Annotated in this window: 17 protein-coding genes; 6 read left to right on the forward strand and 11 right to left on the reverse strand. The window is 50.1% G+C overall.

Annotation, left to right across the window (positions count from 1 at the left end):
• Nucleotides 1-2: 2 nt before the first annotated feature.
• Nucleotides 3-350 carry a hypothetical protein gene (locus tag D479_RS14590; protein ID WP_008638414.1) on the reverse strand — a complete coding sequence of 116 codons (348 nt, stop codon included), beginning with the start codon at nucleotides 348-350 and terminating at the stop codon, nucleotides 3-5.
• 147 nt (nucleotides 351-497) lie between these two features.
• Here D479_RS14590 and D479_RS14595 point away from each other — a divergent pair, with 147 nt between their 5' ends.
• From D479_RS14595 to D479_RS14605, 3 genes are read left to right on the forward strand one after another with little or no spacing between them, the layout of a single operon-like run.
• The gene (locus D479_RS14595; RefSeq protein WP_008638416.1) at nucleotides 498-1,154 is read left to right on the forward strand and encodes a hypothetical protein; all 657 of its coding nucleotides are present in this window, start codon (nucleotides 498-500) and stop codon (nucleotides 1,152-1,154) included.
• A 14-nt stretch (nucleotides 1,155-1,168) separates the two neighbouring features.
• The gene (gene nfsA / locus D479_RS14600) at nucleotides 1,169-1,909 is read left to right on the forward strand and encodes an oxygen-insensitive NADPH nitroreductase (protein WP_008638419.1); all 741 of its coding nucleotides are present in this window, start codon (nucleotides 1,169-1,171) and stop codon (nucleotides 1,907-1,909) included.
• Nucleotides 1,906-2,631 (forward strand): NAD-dependent protein deacylase, encoded by a 726-nt coding sequence (locus D479_RS14605; protein WP_008638420.1) that lies wholly within the window; start codon nucleotides 1,906-1,908, stop codon nucleotides 2,629-2,631. Before nfsA ends, D479_RS14605 begins: the two co-directional genes overlap by 4 nt.
• A gap of 124 nt (nucleotides 2,632-2,755) precedes the next feature.
• Here the strand turns inward: D479_RS14605 and thrS are convergent, their stop codons facing one another.
• Together thrS and D479_RS14615 are read right to left on the reverse strand one after the other, a co-directional pair.
• The gene (gene thrS / locus D479_RS14610; protein WP_008638422.1) at nucleotides 2,756-4,678 is read right to left on the reverse strand and encodes a threonine--tRNA ligase; all 1,923 of its coding nucleotides are present in this window, start codon (nucleotides 4,676-4,678) and stop codon (nucleotides 2,756-2,758) included.
• Between the two features lie 550 nt (nucleotides 4,679-5,228).
• On the reverse strand, nucleotides 5,229-5,657 hold the full coding sequence (locus tag D479_RS14615) for a carboxymuconolactone decarboxylase family protein (RefSeq protein WP_008638423.1): 429 nt from the start codon (nucleotides 5,655-5,657) through the stop codon (nucleotides 5,229-5,231).
• A 117-nt stretch (nucleotides 5,658-5,774) separates the two neighbouring features.
• Here D479_RS14615 and D479_RS14620 point away from each other — a divergent pair, with 117 nt between their 5' ends.
• Nucleotides 5,775-6,206, forward strand: coding sequence for an Lrp/AsnC family transcriptional regulator (locus D479_RS14620; protein WP_008638425.1), 432 nt, complete (start codon nucleotides 5,775-5,777; stop codon nucleotides 6,204-6,206).
• Between the two features lie 77 nt (nucleotides 6,207-6,283).
• Here the strand turns inward: D479_RS14620 and D479_RS14625 are convergent, their stop codons facing one another.
• From D479_RS14625 to D479_RS14660, 8 genes are all read right to left on the reverse strand, one after another.
• The gene (locus D479_RS14625) at nucleotides 6,284-6,661 is read right to left on the reverse strand and encodes a hypothetical protein (protein ID WP_008638427.1); all 378 of its coding nucleotides are present in this window, start codon (nucleotides 6,659-6,661) and stop codon (nucleotides 6,284-6,286) included.
• Between the two features lie 181 nt (nucleotides 6,662-6,842).
• Complete coding sequence (gene rbsB / locus D479_RS14630) at nucleotides 6,843-7,769, reverse strand: ribose ABC transporter substrate-binding protein RbsB (protein ID WP_008638429.1); 927 nt, start codon at nucleotides 7,767-7,769, stop codon at nucleotides 6,843-6,845.
• Between the two features lie 12 nt (nucleotides 7,770-7,781).
• Nucleotides 7,782-8,741: a ribose ABC transporter permease RbsC gene (gene rbsC, locus D479_RS14635; RefSeq protein WP_051989398.1), complete on the reverse strand. Its 960-nt coding sequence runs from the start codon at nucleotides 8,739-8,741 to the stop codon at nucleotides 7,782-7,784.
• Nucleotides 8,728-10,218: a sugar ABC transporter ATP-binding protein gene (locus D479_RS14640; protein WP_008638431.1), complete on the reverse strand. Its 1,491-nt coding sequence runs from the start codon at nucleotides 10,216-10,218 to the stop codon at nucleotides 8,728-8,730. Before D479_RS14640 ends, rbsC begins: the two co-directional genes overlap by 14 nt.
• 11 nt (nucleotides 10,219-10,229) lie before the next feature.
• A complete protein-coding gene (gene rbsD / locus D479_RS14645) occupies nucleotides 10,230-10,616 on the reverse strand; it encodes a D-ribose pyranase (RefSeq protein ID WP_008638432.1) in 387 nt (128 codons plus the stop codon).
• Nucleotides 10,613-11,503, reverse strand: a complete 891-nt coding sequence (gene rbsK, locus D479_RS14650; RefSeq protein WP_008638433.1) for a ribokinase — start codon at nucleotides 11,501-11,503, stop codon at nucleotides 10,613-10,615. The genes rbsD and rbsK overlap by 4 nt, the downstream gene beginning before the upstream one ends.
• The gene (locus D479_RS14655) at nucleotides 11,490-12,485 is read right to left on the reverse strand and encodes a LacI family DNA-binding transcriptional regulator (RefSeq protein ID WP_008638434.1); all 996 of its coding nucleotides are present in this window, start codon (nucleotides 12,483-12,485) and stop codon (nucleotides 11,490-11,492) included. Before D479_RS14655 ends, rbsK begins: the two co-directional genes overlap by 14 nt.
• A gap of 124 nt (nucleotides 12,486-12,609) precedes the next feature.
• Entirely contained in the window at nucleotides 12,610-13,482 is an 873-nt protein-coding gene (locus D479_RS14660) for an aminoglycoside 6-adenylyltransferase (RefSeq protein WP_008638436.1), read from the reverse strand.
• 137 nt (nucleotides 13,483-13,619) lie between these two features.
• Between D479_RS14660 and D479_RS14665 the strand changes: the two genes are divergently transcribed.
• Together D479_RS14665 and D479_RS14670 are read left to right on the forward strand one after the other, a co-directional pair.
• Complete coding sequence (locus tag D479_RS14665; protein ID WP_008638437.1) at nucleotides 13,620-14,177, forward strand: DJ-1/PfpI family protein; 558 nt, start codon at nucleotides 13,620-13,622, stop codon at nucleotides 14,175-14,177.
• A gap of 17 nt (nucleotides 14,178-14,194) precedes the next feature.
• On the forward strand, nucleotides 14,195-14,695 hold the full coding sequence (locus tag D479_RS14670; RefSeq protein WP_008638438.1) for a GNAT family N-acetyltransferase: 501 nt from the start codon (nucleotides 14,195-14,197) through the stop codon (nucleotides 14,693-14,695).
• Nucleotides 14,696-14,796: the final 101 nt, after the last annotated feature.

Here is a 14,796-nt window from a genome sequence, read left to right on the forward strand (position 1 = left end):
TCTTATAGACCTTTCACCCTTTTTTCAATATAGAAGCATAGATGCCCGATTGTAGGAAAATAGTTGAATTCTTCGCCTCTTGGAATGTCACTCTCCGGATGAGGCTCGATATTCCAATAAGCAAGCAGGCTTGCGAATGTTTCTAAAAATTTCCCTTTATTATACTTATATAACTCAGGGACGCAGATGTTTGTAGTCAAGTGCTCGAACGGTTCCTCATACTGAGGTTCGATATACATATGTACATAATGAACCACACTTTTATAAATTGCGACAGTCGTCCGTTCATCCTGAAAAGACCGTCCTTTTTTCTTCTTTTGATAATCTTTGAAATTGTACACTTCCGCCATCCTATCCGTCCTCCCCACATAATAGTATAGTACAATAATTCTTTCAAAAAGGACAATCTCCTGCATGACTGCAATATATTCCTACCCCTGCATGCTTTTATGGTATTCTTAAATCAAGATCCCACGAAAGGGAGAGGAGATCCAAGTATGAGGAAATGGTTGTCGATTCTTTTCCTTCTCCTCCTGATCATTGCAGGCTGCAGCTGGACAGGCAGTGCCGGGGAAAAAGGTTCGGACTCCGCTGCAGGCGGTGACTCGACGGAAGAACAGGAAGAATCAATCAAACTTGATGTGGACGGCACAACTTACATAATAGAGCAGGATAATTTCCCTATTCTTTGGCAGTTCATCCACTCTTCAGGAAACACGGAGGCTGCAATAGAAGGGCTGCATTATCAGGAGGTAACGGAAGACCGTTATCTTATAGATTTTGCATGCCGGGAAGACGTCTGCTCCCATTTATTGATCAGCTTTGAAGACGAAGTATCTTACCTTCTGAGCGATTTAAGCGAACGGGAAAGCATAGAATTATCTCCGGAGGGAGGGTATGCGGCCTTCCTTTTCTCCCGTGACGTCAATGGAGAAAAGAAACACCAGATGACCGTTGTGGATATGGCTTCCCTCAATCCTATGGAGCTGGAAACCGCCGATGAATACTTACTTCCCAGACCGGATCAGTACCAATATGCGATTGATTCTGTTACTTTTATGGAAGAAACGCTCATTCAAATGAAAAGCGAATCCATTCCGGAAGAACCCGGACGCGAAAGCGTAACTTCGCTATGGAAGTATGGAAAGGAATAAGGAGGAACACAAAAATGAACGAAACTTTAGAAACGATTTTGAATCATAAATCCATCCGCAAATTCAAAGATATTCCGCTGACCGGCGAGCAGTTGAACACCATTATCGCATCTGCTCAGCAGGCTTCGACTTCCAGCTATATGATGGCGTATTCCATCATTGGCGTCACGGATGAAACGAAGAAAGCACAGCTGGCGGAGATCACCGGACAATCGTACGTGAAGGATAACGGACACCTGATGATTTTCTGTGCCGATCTGCACCGCCACACTCTTCATGCGACAGAAGACCAATATGAAGAAATGGTGGAAAACCTGGAGAACAGTGAACACTTCCTTGTGGCAGCGATCGATGCAGCACTGGCCGCTCAGAATGCTGCCATTGCAGCAGAATCGATGGGACTTGGTATTTGTTATATCGGCAGTATCCGAAACCAATTGAATAAAGTAGATGAAATACTTGATCTTCCTAAACACGTTCTTCCATTGTTCGGCATGGTATTCGGCACGCCGGATGCTGAACCGGATAAGAAACCCCGACTGCCGAAAGAAGCCGTTTATTTCGAAAATACCTATCAGAAGGATCACAAGGAGAAACTTGCCGAGTTCGATGAAACGATTGCCGCTTATTACGCAGGCAGACAGACGAACAACCGCAGCGATTCGTGGACAGACCAAATGCTGCGCCGTTTCACGAAGCCGATCCGGATGGACGTTACCGGCATCGTGAAGAAGAAGGGCTTTAACAAACAATGAAAATAGAGGAAGTAAGAAAGGTTCTGGATGAGGCAGAACGAGTTGTCGTCTTAACAGGTGCCGGCGTCTCGACGGCAAGCGGCATACCGGATTTTCGTTCTTCTCAAGGGCTGTGGACAGAAGACCATTCCCGAGAGTACTACATGTCCGCTGATTATTTCCACCAGAACCCGCAGGACTTCTGGAACAAATATAAAGAGATCTTCCGGCTTAAACTGCTCCAGGACTACGAGCCTAATAATGTGCATCACTTCCTGAAACAACTGGAAGCGGGCCGTCGTGTTTCCATCATTACGCAAAATGTAGACGGGCTGCATGAACGTGCAGGCAGCACGGACGTGCTGGAATACCACGGGACGCTTGGAAGCTCCAGCTGCACACAATGCGGGAACGCTTACCCGGTTGAATCGATCCGGGAAGCTGTCCTTCCCTCCTGCATCTCCTGCGGAAGTGTGCTTCGACCTGACGTTATGCTGTTCGGTGACCCGATCACGCTTCACGAAGAAGCGGAAGCACGGATCGAACAGGCAGACGTGCTGCTTGTCATGGGAACGTCCCTTACGGTCACCCCTTTTAGTCTGCTCCCGTATACGGCAGCGGGGAATCCCCGCATCACGACGGTCATCATCAACCGGGAAGCAACCGGCCATGATCACCTTTTCGATTATGTCATCCACGGGGACTTAACGGAAGTGCTGAGGGCTTTAAAGAATAAAGGATGATAGAAAGAGAGGCTCAGAGTAGATCCATACTCTGAGCCTTTTTGCTTTCCCGGACAAGCATCCTTCAGGTCGTTTCGTTCTAATTCGATTATACTACACAAATGTAAGGGTTTCCACAGCTATATTAATAGGAAAGAACACGATTTTCTATAAGCTTTGTCATTTTTTGCAGAAAGGCTTCCAGCGACACCGTTTCGGACTCTTTTTGTCCGTAGATCCGTACGTTCAAGGAGTGATTGTCTCTCTCCTCATCTCCTACGACGATGATATACGGTGTTTTACTCATTTGAGCATCCCGCATTCGATAGCCGAGTTTCTCTTCTCTTGCGTCCACCCCTGCTCTTATTCCTGATCTTTTCAAGTGTTCGATGACACGGCCGGCATATGCCTCATGGGCAATAGGCGATACGGGCAGCACTTTCACCTGTTCTGGGGCCAGCCAGACGGGAAATGCTCCGGCGAAATGTTCAATTAAAATGCCAAGGAAGCGGTCAATGGAGCCGAATACGGCGCGGTGCAGAACGACTGGACGGACTTTCGCTCCTGTTTCATCTACATAAGTGAGATCAAATTTCTCGGGCATTTGAAAATCAAGCTGGACGGTTGCACACTGATGGCTTCTCTGCAGCGCATCTTTAATATGAATATCGATCTTCGGTCCATAAAACGCACCGTCGCCTTCATTAATCACGTAATCATTCGGCAGGCGGTCCAATACGGATTTCAATGCTTCCTCCGCTTGGTTCCACATCGCATCCTCCCCCATCGACTTCTCCGGACGAGTGGATAACTCAACAGTATATTCAAACCCGAACGTGCGGTACACCTCGTCGATCAACCGGAGAGCAGAAGCAATTTCATCTTCGACCTGATCCGGTCGGACAAATATATGCGCATCATCCTGACAAAAGGACCGCACCCGGAGAAGCCCATTCAACGCGCCGCTGTATTCATGACGGTGCACCTGCCCGAACTCAGACATGCGGATCGGCAGGTCACGGTACGAATGAAGCTGATTTTTGAAAATCAACATATGGCCCGGGCAGTTCATCGGTTTCATAGCGAACGTCTGATCATCCACTTCCGAGAAGTACATGTTCTCCTTATAATGATGCCAGTGCCCCGACTGCTTCCAAAGGCGCTGATTCATCATAAGAGGCGTCCGGACTTCCTCATAGTCGTGTGCCTCTTGAAGACCGCGCAGAAATCCTTCCAGTTCATTCCTGATTATTTGACCGTTCTTCGTGTAAAAAGGCATGCCGGGAGCTTCTTCCGAGAAGAAGAAAAGATCGAGTTCCTTCCCGAGCTTCCTGTGACTGCGACGCTCTGCCTCTTCCAGAAGGGCTGAGTGTTCGTCAAGCTCTGCCTTTGTCGGGAAAGCTTTACCGTACACCCGCTGCATCATCGGCTTCTCCTTATCCCCCTGCCAATAAGCTCCCGCAACATTCGTAAGCACAAAGGCACCGACCCATTTTGTGGACGGAACATGGGGTCCTCGGCACAAATCGACGAATTCCCCTTGTCGATAAATAGAAATCCCCTCGTCATCCGGCACCCGGTCGATCAGCTGTTCTTTGTATGGATCCCCTGCAAACAAGGCATGCGCCTCCTCTCTCGTCATCGATTCCCTTGTTACCGGGTAATTTTCCTCTATGATTTTTTTCATTTCTTTTTCAATTACAGGAAGATCTTCTTTCGTCAGCATGTGATCCATGTCGATATCGTAAAAGAACCCATTCTCTGTGACCGGTCCAATGCCGAGGTGGACGTCCCCGTAGAGCCGCCTGATCGCTTGGGCAAGCACATGGGCGGCCGTGTGACGCATCATTTTCACGAATGCCTCTGACTTTGAGTCCAGCAGTTCGATGGCTGCATCTTCAACAATCGGACGGCGGTAGTCATACAACTCCCCGTTAACCCTTCCACCGACAGACCGCTTTTTCAGACTCGGGCTGATTGAATCCGCAATTCCTTCAAGCGTGATGCCACTTTCGAATTCCTTCTTTTTTCCGTCTGGAAAAACGATTTCCACGTTTGAGTGCTTCATAAAAAATCTCTCCTTTTTTTGTATAAAAAAAAACGCATCTCATCCCGATAAAGGGACGAGTGTGCGCTCGTGGTTCCACCCAGTTTCCCGCCTTCGTTGAAGACGGCTCTCTGACAGCTTGTAACGCAGCAATACGGCACGGCATTGGCCTCCGCGCGGCTCGGAGGTGGTAAGGAACAGCCCGGCATCGAGGAAGTTCTCAGCATACCCTTCCCTCTCTGTCGATCGTCAACGGTTCCCTTTTGTCCTCTTCTTCGCTTTTTCCGTAAATAAAAAAACACGCATCCCTCTAAGTAAGGGACGAGTGTTCGACTCGTGGTTCCACCCAAATTCCCGTCACATAAGTAACGGCTTCGGCTGCATTAACGGTGCAGATCCGGCATGGCATTATCCTCCATGCAGCTTCGAGGTGGTAAATGGAGACGGCGCATTCCAGGAAGCTCTCAGCTTGTGCTTCCTTCTCTGTGGACCGCTGTACCCCACCGTTTGTCCTCATCACGGCTGTTGCCTATCGAATTGATATACACTTTATACCAAAAGGAAAATCCAGTCAACCACTTTTTGCAGATTTTTCCGCTTCGAGTCCGAGGATGGCCCCCATGTACTGGGAGGCGGTCGTGAAGCAGATGTACGCACACAGTTCACTGATTTCTGCATCATTGAATACATCCCGTAAGACTTGGAAGACCGAATCCGGAACCATGCCGCGATAGACGGTAAACACTTCTGCGAACCCCGCAGCGACAGCAGTCCGTTCGTCATACTCGGAAGGATCGGGCTTTCCTTTCGCCTTACAATATTCACAGCCGTTCTTCTGTGCGAGCACCCGCCGTACCTGTTCCTTCAATGCTGCGGACAGTTTTCCCTCCTCCATAAGACAGGTACCTAAGCTTCTCCACGCTTTCATCGCAGCGGGCTGATGTCCTAATAATCGTTCAAATGGTGTCGTTCCTTCTGAAGCAAAATTAATTCTTGGCATTTCCTCTCCCCCTTGTCATAATCATAAGAGAAATATACGGATCTCACCATTACATAAAAGAAGCAACACTGAGGAATACCTTACATTCACAAATGAATTCGAGAGGATGCTATCCAAATGAAAATCGATGACATAGATAAGCAGATTTTAAATGAATTGCAGAAAGACAGCCGCCTTTCCATGAGAAAGCTCGGCGGGCGTATCGGCATGTCCGCACCGGCTGTCAGTGAGCGGATCAAGCAGATGGAATCGTTCGGCATCATCAAGGGGTACGGGGTACGGATCGATTACGCAAACGCCGGTCTGCCGATCTGCTGCATCATCGAAGTGACGGTCCGTGACGGACAGTACGAACGCTTCCAGAACAGAATCATGAAGCGGAAAGACGTCTCCTCCTGTGAACGAATCGCCGGCCGGGCCTGCTATATGTTGAAGCTCCATGTCAGCGAGCTGATAGAAATAGAAGCGTTCATCGACGAGTTCGCCGATATCGCTCATACCGTGACGAACATCGTATTCTCCCAAGTGGAAACATCTATAAGCCTCTGATCGATAGAAAAAAGAGCAGCCGTCATTGGCTGCTCTCTACCTGTTCCGTTCTTCTTCCGTCAAGCGGTTCACCTGCTTCATTCGTCTTCGTTCTGCAGTTCGATCTGCTCCGATTCCCCGTCCCAATCAATCGTAAAGACGATGTCGTCGTCAGCTTCGTTGACGGCACAGCCTGAGCAGCCGCCTCCGGAATATTGAAACGCCCCGTCTTCTACTAAGGCCCCTGTTCGGGAAGACTCTCCGGCCGGGGTATTTAAATAGTAATCGACCGTGGAAGGAGCTTCCCCATCCCCGATGTAGCGGATCTGCAGGGACGATGTCTGCCTGTCTTCCCCTGTCACCTCCGCCTGGAAGCGGACATCCCAGAAATCACCCGTTCCTTCAAAACGGTGTGTCTCCTGGGAACAGCCGAGGAGAAGAAGAAAAAACGCGAGGACCCCTACTGCTTTTTTCACACGATCCCTCCTCTTTTAACACTATTATAACAAATTATGGAATAATTAACGTTTTATGAGAGGGTATTAGGAAACCCGGCAGCGAATCTCCCTGTCTGTAAAACAGCCGGCACTTGAACTGCGGATGGAAATACAAAGGAAGAAGACCCTTTTATGCAAACGAGCCAAAAGGGTCTTCTTCTTATTGTTCCGTATCCTTGGTCACCAATTTAAGTGGAACCGGAATGTATTCTTCTACTTTCTCACCCTGCAGGACATCAAGCCCTGCTTCTACAGCAAGGGAGCCGATCTCCTCCGGCTGCTGGGCGACTGTCGCTGACAAATTCCCCTGTTCGATGCTGGAGAGAGCGTCCTCGTTTCCATCAAACCCTACGACAAGCACATCCCTGCCGGAGCTCTTGATTGCTTGGTACGCCCCGAGCGCCATTTCATCGTTGTGAGCAAATACAGCCTTAATATCCGGGTTTCCCTGGATCAGGTTTTCCATGGTATCCAGGCCTTCCGTCCGGTCGAAGTTCGCCGTCTGCTTTGCGACGACGTCCAGTTTCTCATCTGCCACATGGTGGAAGCCGGCACCGCGTTCCCTCGTCGCGGATGCTCCCGGCACGCCTTCAAGTTCTGCTACTGCCGCACCTTCGCCAAGCTGCTCGACGATGTATTCCCCGGCCATCTCGCCGCCCTTTTCGTTATCCGAGCTGACGAGCGTCTCTACGTCCCCTTTTTCAGAAGAGCGATCGAGTGTGATGACAGGGATACCGATGCTGTTGGCAGACTGCACGGCTGTTGAAATAGCCGCAGAATCCGTAGGGTTGATCAAGAGCACATCGACACCCTGCTGGATCAAATCTTCGACGTCACTGATCTGTTTCGCCGCATCGTTCTGTGCATCGACCGTCAACACGTCCATTCCTTCTGCCCCCGCTTTCTTCTCCACACCGTCTTTCATAGATACGAAGAACGGGTTATTTAACGTCGAAACGGACAAACCGATTGTGATATCATCCATATCTGTCTTATTTCCAGGCTTTGCCCACTCCGGCGGCTGCAGCGAACAAGCACCGAGAAAGATGAGCGAAAAGCCGATGACTACCATCCATAATTTCTTCATACGATTTCCCTCCTATGCTGCTTTCTTGCGATCGATCAATACGGCGATGATAATGACGATTCCTTTGACGACCATCTGGAAGAAGGACGAGACGCCGAGCAGGTTGAGGCCGTTGTTCAATGTTCCGATGATCAAGGCGCCGATCAACGTCCCGACAATCAATCCACGCCCCCCGGATAAGCTTGTCCCGCCGAGTACGACGGCTGCAATCGCATCCAGTTCATAGGACGTACCCGCTGTCGGCTGTGCGGAATTCAGTCGGGAGGTAAGAATCGCCCCCGCCAATGCGGACAAAAGACCGGCAAGGGAATAGATCATGATTTTCATCCGGGAAACGTTAATTCCAGACATCCGTGCTGCCTTTTCATTTCCGCCGATGGCATACGTCCTTCTTCCGAACGGTGTCTTATGCAGAATCACCCATAAGACGAGAAAAGCTAGAAGCATCGTGATCGCCGGTACCGGAATACCGAGGAAGTAGCCCCGTCCGAACAGCTGAAACGCATAGCTGTCTCCGAGCCCTGTAATCGGGTTCCCGTCGGTGTAAACAAGGGTCAAGCCGCGGAACATGGTCATCGTAGCAAGTGTCGCGATAAACGGGGCCATTTTCCCTTTCGTAATTAACAGCCCGTTGACCATACCCATTACGGCGCCGAGCAGACAGCCGATCAAAATGGCAAGGATCGGGTCCATGCCGGACACCATCATCCCCGCCATCAAAGCACTCGATAAAGCAAGGATGGACCCGACGGACAGGTCGATCCCTCCTGTCAGAATGACGAAGGTCATGCCGTAAGCAATTAATGCATTAATGGCAACCTGCCTTAATAAATTCAATAAGTTCAATGGTTCTAAAAAGCTCGGATTAATTATTGAAACGGTCGCCATCAATACGATCAGACCGAGCAGCGGTCCGAGCTTCTGGATGAAATTCCCGATATGGTTCGTTTTGACTGCGTTATCCATGTACATGACCTCCTGTAGCCAATGTCATTATTTTTTCCTGGTCGGCATCTTCTCTGCCCAATTCTCCTGCGATTTCTCCTTCATGGACGACGAGAATCCGGTCACTCATACCGAGCACTTCCGGAAGCTCCGAAGAGACCATGATGATGGCTACTCCCCTGTCCGTCAGTTCGTTCATCAACTGGTAGATTTCCCGCTTCGCGCCGACGTCGACCCCTCTTGTCGGTTCATCGAGAATCAATACTTTCGGCCCGATTCCGATCCATTTCGCGATGACGACCTTCTGCTGGTTTCCTCCGGAGAGGTGGTTCGCCGGCGTTTCCGAAGATTCTGTTTTGATGGTCAGCCGCTTGATAAGGAGATCGACGAAATCCGATTCACTCTTCTCTTCAATCCGGCCGTACTTCGTAAAACTCGCCAAGCTGGGAAGAGCGATGTTATCTTTAATGGAAAAATCAAGGACGAGCCCTTCTTCTTTCCGGTCTTCCGTAATAAATCCGATGCCCTTGGCAACGGCCTCGGAAGGACGCCTGACGACAATCGGTTCCCCGTTCATGACGATTTCCCCGTCGTCTTTCTGATCGAGTCCAAAGATCGCCCGCATGATTTCGGTCCGTCCCGCCCCCATCAATCCTGCGACACCGACGATTTCGCCGGCTCGTATAGAAAAGTTGACATTTCGGAACGCTCCTGCCCGGGAAAGGTTCTTTACTTCCAGCACTTTTTCTCCGACAGAAGGTTTTCGGGCAGGGAAACGATCCGTCAGTTCCCTGCCGACCATTTTCCGGACGACGTCATCGAAGTCCGTTTCCGGAATCGGTGTCGTATCGACGGTTTTTCCGTCACGCATCACCGTGATCCTGTCGCAAATCGTAAAGATCTCTTCCATCCGGTGGGAAATATATACGATGGATACCCCGTCTTGTTTGAGGGAACGGATGACCGCGAACAACTTTTCAATCTCTCTTTCTGTAAGCGCCGCCGTCGGCTCGTCCATGATGATCACTTTCGCATCCGTCATGAGCGCTTTGGCGATTTCGATCATCTGCTGCTCCCCGACGGAACACTCCCCTGCATCCTTGGTCAGCGGGATGGTGATCGCAAGCTTCTCAAATTGCTTTTCTGCAATCGCTTTCATTTTGTTCCTTCGAATTAAACCGAAAGATGTAACCGGTTCCTTATTGATAAATAAATTGTCAAGCACCGTCATATCCGGCCACACGTTCAGCTCCTGATGGATAAAGGCGACACCGGACTTCTCAGCTTCCTTAGGATTGGTGAAGGTATGCTTCTCGCCATTTATGATAATCGTACCTTCATCCCGTTTATGCAGCCCCGTCAATATGTTCATCAGAGTCGATTTTCCGGCTCCGTTCTCCCCCATTAGGGCATGGACTTCCCCGTCCCTGATTTCTATATCGACACCTTCGAGCACCTTATTTTTACCGAAGGCTTTATGAATGTTTTCCATACGTATGTGCATCGTATCCCTCCTTAAAAAGTGACGCCCGCATGAAGGATAGCATTCGCATAAGGCGTCGTTTCTCCTGTACGGATCACGGCTTTTGCATGCGCCGTCGCTTCCTTGAAAGCTTCGTGGGCCGTGTAGCGGATGGCCGGGAAGCTTGCGGCCATCTCTTGGTGCACCGCTTTATTGCCTGCGATTTCTTCTGCAAGCGTCACCTGTTCGATGACCATTTCCTCCTGCATAAGCTTAATGACTTCCAGAAAGGACGGCGTTCCTTCCCGGAGAGCCACATCGATTTTCCTTACACCATCCGGCACCGGCAGCCCGGCATCGGCGATCACAATCGTATCGGTATGGCCGAGATCTGCGAGCACCTTCGCAATATGACTGTTCAACATCCCGTTTTTCTTCATGACCGTAACGCCCTTTCCACTTCTTCTCTCGTCGGCATTCCGCCTTGCGCACCGAAGCCTGTTACAGAAAGCGATGCCGCACGATTAGCGAAGAGCAGTGCCGCTTCCATGTCCTGCTTCTCTGCAATAGCTGTTCCGAACGCCGCATTGAATGTGTCCCCTGCCCCTGTCGTATCGACGACCTGAACGGAGAAAGAAGGGATGAGCTTCTCTGTTGCGCCGTCATAGTAGCGGACGCCTTTTTCCCCTTCCGTGATGAGCAGTTTTCCAGGGTAACGCTTTGTTACATCCTCCGGGTTGCCGCCGTCGAACAGCACGGCTGCTTCATGCTCATTCGGAGTAAGAAAAGCAGCCTGTTCGATGACTTCCGCCGGTATTTGCCTGGCAGGCGCCGGGTTGAGCAGCAGCGGGACCCCGATGTCGGCACTGATTTGAGCCATCGTCTCTACGGTTTCTTCCGGAATTTCCTGCTGGATCATTAGCAGGTCGCACGTTTGGAAAAAAGGAATCAGCTTCTCTACGTAATCCGGCGTCACATGATCATTCGCCCCTTTAACGACGACGATGCTGTTGTCTCCCTCGGCCAAAATGATGTGAGCCGTTCCTGTCCTAGCATCTGTAACCGGTTCCACATAGTCCGTATGGACACCGTTTTCACGAAAATTGGCGAGAACAGCTTCCCCGTATGGATCTGTTCCGACGCAGCCGATCATATAGACATCAGCCCCGAGGCGAGCTGCCGCTACCGCCTGATTGGCTCCCTTGCCTCCAGGCACCGTTTGAAAAGATTCCCCCAAAACCGTTTCTCCTGCCGACGGCCTTTTTGCTGATGTTACTACGAGATCCATCGACGAACTGCCGATGACGGCAATTTTAGCTTTCTTCATCATGTGTTCCTCCTCTAGTCGTTTGTCTGTCTATAAATGCTACCGGCAGTTCGACTGCCGTTTCCGTTATGCTTTGTTTTTTAATTAATCGGATCAGAAGCTTCGCTGCCTCCCTGCCCATATCGTAGGCAGGCTGGCGGATTGTCGACAGTGGTGGGTAGGCGAGACTGCTTTGTGGAATATCATCATAGCCGACCACCTGCACGTCTGCCGGAATCCGCTTCCCAAGGCGCAGAGCTTCATGGAGAATCGCAATTCCGACGATATCGTTACTCGCAATCACACCATCCGTGTCCGGGTGCACCCGGAACAGCTCTACCGCCCAGCCTTTCGCTGCATCGAATGTGTAAGAATCTGTCGACAGGACCGAGAAATCAACTTCTGCCGCCCCCAGCACCTCGAGCGCCCCCTGGAACCGCTCCATCGCAGGCTTAACGTGCGCCGGTCCTTTTATAAGCGTGATTTTTTTCGCGCCTCGTTCGACCAGCGCTTTTGCCGCCAGTCTGCCGCCTTCCCGTCCATCCGCATAAACGGACGGATAGGCACCGGAGGTACGGTCCATCAGCACAAGCGGAATCGATAAAGGCTCATAAATACCATCATCCGCCCTGTTGGTCGCGGAGATGACTCCGACGACGTTATTCTGCAGGAACGTTTGAATGTATTCCTGTTCTTTCTTCGCTTTCTCATCACTGTTCCCAAGGAGCAGACGAAACCCTTCGCGGGCCGCCTCGTCCTCAACACCTCTTGCCAGCTGCGGGAAGAACGGGTTCGTAATATCAGGAAGCAGCAGGCCGATCAGCCTCGATTCCCGCTTATAAAGAGATCGGGCTACTTCATTCGGACTGTAATTCAGTTTCGAGATCGCCTCCATCACCTTCTCACGCGTGTCGGCACCGACATATCCGTTGTCGTTCAACACACGGGAGACGGTCGCGACAGAGACGCCGGCTTCCTTCGCTACATCTTTTATTGTAACCACGTCTTCACCTCATTTTATGTAACCGGTTACATAAATGTAGCATACCCACTCAAAGAAAGCAACCTCCCTTTTTGCAAAAAAGAGCTTTCCTCTTCAAAAAATAAGGAAAGCTCTGTTCTTTTTATCAAAGGTCGAAGACGGCCTTAGCGTGGGCAGGCATTTGCTTCACATGAAGCAGGTAGTTCGTCATCGCCTCATCTTCTCCATCCGGATAATCGTACCCGCCCGCCCCGGAGACCTCCAGGCCGAGGAAGCGGAACAAATCTCCCATCGTAAAGAGAGCGGCCCATATATCCGGATAGCTGTCATCGGCGTATGTAGCCGCGTAGAGATTCCAATACGGATCCGGAAGCAGACGTTTGAATTCGCTGCCCGCTTTTCCGACAGATAGGTCGAAGCCCATATCGAAACCGATCCACCAGGACACCATTTGGTTGAGCCTGCTGCGTATGATCTCTTCCATCATGAATTTCGCATAGGGCAGCTGATCCCGCCAAATCGCTTTCGCCACATTCTGCTGACACCACCAGAAGTCGTTGCAGCAAAGGTAGAATTCTTCCCTGTCCGGCTTTTGAATATGGTAATCCGTATCCGCAGACTCAGGAATTGTCGGAAGAATTCCGTCTTTATCGAGAATAGGCAGTGTCAGAGAATCCTGTCCATAGTTCGCTTCTGCATGCGCGATCGTTTCCAAATGGAGATCGATGCGGTTTCCGTCTTCCAACAGCATCAAGTACCCGTACCAATCCCATTCGTCTTGGTCCCTCCCCTTATCCGGCTCCTGCGCGATAAGAATCCGACCGAACCGATGGATCCACGAACCGTCTGCAAGAAACGAACCGATGTCCTTCACGACAAAAACAATATCATAATCCTGGAAAATATCCTTTTTCACATTGGGATTTGTTCTTGAACCATTCATATACACGGCACGTATCCGGTCATCCGCTTCGGCAATTCCATTAATCAGATTCATCATTTCCAATTCCGTCCTCACCTGTTATCCCTCCGTCCATTGATCCTAGTATATCTTTGACAGAAGGAACCTTTTTTCCTCTATCCGCTCCTTAATTTTCCGAAAATTATGGTAAAATCAGAGAGTAATTTTATTCCTTATGGAAAGCAGGCGAATCCATGAAAGCTCTTTTCTTTTTATACGACGGGTATGTCGATTGGGAAATCAGTCCACTTGCCTATATATTCAGCGAAACAGATGTCACGATTGAGACGGCCGGCCATACGGAAGAGATCAGACATTCGGGTCAGTTTGTCATCCGGGTAGACCACAACGTAAATAATTGTGACGTGGATGATTATGACATGCTCGTGATCCCGGGTGGAGATCCGGAGCCTTTGATCGGCGATGAAGCCTTAAGGACACTCATCCGATCGTTTCATGACAAGAACAAGCGAATTGCCGCCATCTGCGGGGCTTCTGCTCTGCTTGGCATGAGCGGAGTGCTCGAAGACATAGAATATTCCACTTCGCTCGAGTCGGAGGAATTTCCGGATTACCTTCCCGAAGTAGGCAGAAGCAAAACGGACGTGACGGTAAGCGGGAATGTCATTACTGCGGAAGGGAATGCCTACATCGAATTTGCCGTCGCCGTCGCCAAGGAAGCAGGATTGTTCCGGGACCGGGAAGATGAACTCGAAACCGTGCTGTTCTTTAAAAACCAGCTTCGTGCTTGATCATCAGGAGGGAACATATGAAAGAGATAAGCATGGTGAAATTTACAGAGGGAGACTTCTCCGACTACTTCCGCCTTGTTTCTGATGTCCGTGTCATGGCTCAAATAACCGAGCGTGCCATTCCAGAAGAAGAAGCCCGGAGCAACTTCGACAAACTGCTGAAGAGGAATGCCGACGGGACGTCGTTCGGTTCGTATAAAGTGTACGATTCCTCCGGCGGCTTTCTCGGACTCGCCCATTTAACCCGCAGCGTGGAAAAACAAGAAGAAGCGGAAATCGGTTATATGATCGTGCCGGATTGCTGGGGTCTCGGATACGGAAGTAGGATAGCCGGAAGGTTAATCACCATGGCAGAAAACCAAGGCCTCGAAAGACTGACGGCCGTCATCGATCCGAAGAATACGGCTTCGAAAAGAATCTTAACGAAACAAGGTTTTGTTTCTGTTTATCAAGGGACGATCGACGGACTTCCCGGGGAAATTCTCCACAAAGAGCTGTTGTCCATCGATGATGTTTGACCACGTGCAGTCTGCCAGGGAGGGATCGATGATGCAGTCCCAAGCTTTAAACCATTCCTTTTCTTATGTTTGAAAGAAAAAGGAAGCATTAGGGTAAGTCC

It is taken from the genome of Halobacillus sp. BAB-2008 (genome assembly GCF_000328325.1).
Lineage (GTDB): Bacteria > Bacillota > Bacilli > Bacillales > Halobacillaceae > Halobacillus.

What these genes read in the sequence shown, in the direction of transcription:
- D479_RS14590 (WP_008638414.1), bottom strand. Translation starts at nt 350, where the DNA reads ATGGCGGAAGTGTACAATTTCAAAGATTATCAAAAGAAGAAAAAAGGA.
- D479_RS14595 (WP_008638416.1), top strand. Translation starts at nt 498, where the DNA reads ATGAGGAAATGGTTGTCGATTCTTTTCCTTCTCCTCCTGATCATTGCA.
- nfsA (WP_008638419.1), top strand. Translation starts at nt 1,169, where the DNA reads ATGAACGAAACTTTAGAAACGATTTTGAATCATAAATCCATCCGCAAA.
- D479_RS14605 (WP_008638420.1), top strand. Translation starts at nt 1,906, where the DNA reads ATGAAAATAGAGGAAGTAAGAAAGGTTCTGGATGAGGCAGAACGAGTT.
- thrS (WP_008638422.1), bottom strand. Translation starts at nt 4,678, where the DNA reads ATGAAGCACTCAAACGTGGAAATCGTTTTTCCAGACGGAAAAAAGAAG.
- D479_RS14615 (WP_008638423.1), bottom strand. Translation starts at nt 5,657, where the DNA reads ATGCCAAGAATTAATTTTGCTTCAGAAGGAACGACACCATTTGAACGA.
- D479_RS14620 (WP_008638425.1), top strand. Translation starts at nt 5,775, where the DNA reads ATGAAAATCGATGACATAGATAAGCAGATTTTAAATGAATTGCAGAAA.
- rbsB (WP_008638429.1), bottom strand. Translation starts at nt 7,769, where the DNA reads ATGAAGAAATTATGGATGGTAGTCATCGGCTTTTCGCTCATCTTTCTC.
- rbsC (WP_051989398.1), bottom strand. Translation starts at nt 8,741, where the DNA reads ATGTACATGGATAACGCAGTCAAAACGAACCATATCGGGAATTTCATC.
- D479_RS14640 (WP_008638431.1), bottom strand. Translation starts at nt 10,218, where the DNA reads ATGCACATACGTATGGAAAACATTCATAAAGCCTTCGGTAAAAATAAG.
- rbsD (WP_008638432.1), bottom strand. Translation starts at nt 10,616, where the DNA reads ATGAAGAAAAACGGGATGTTGAACAGTCATATTGCGAAGGTGCTCGCA.
- rbsK (WP_008638433.1), bottom strand. Translation starts at nt 11,503, where the DNA reads ATGAAGAAAGCTAAAATTGCCGTCATCGGCAGTTCGTCGATGGATCTC.
- D479_RS14665 (WP_008638437.1), top strand. Translation starts at nt 13,620, where the DNA reads ATGAAAGCTCTTTTCTTTTTATACGACGGGTATGTCGATTGGGAAATC.
- D479_RS14670 (WP_008638438.1), top strand. Translation starts at nt 14,195, where the DNA reads ATGAAAGAGATAAGCATGGTGAAATTTACAGAGGGAGACTTCTCCGAC.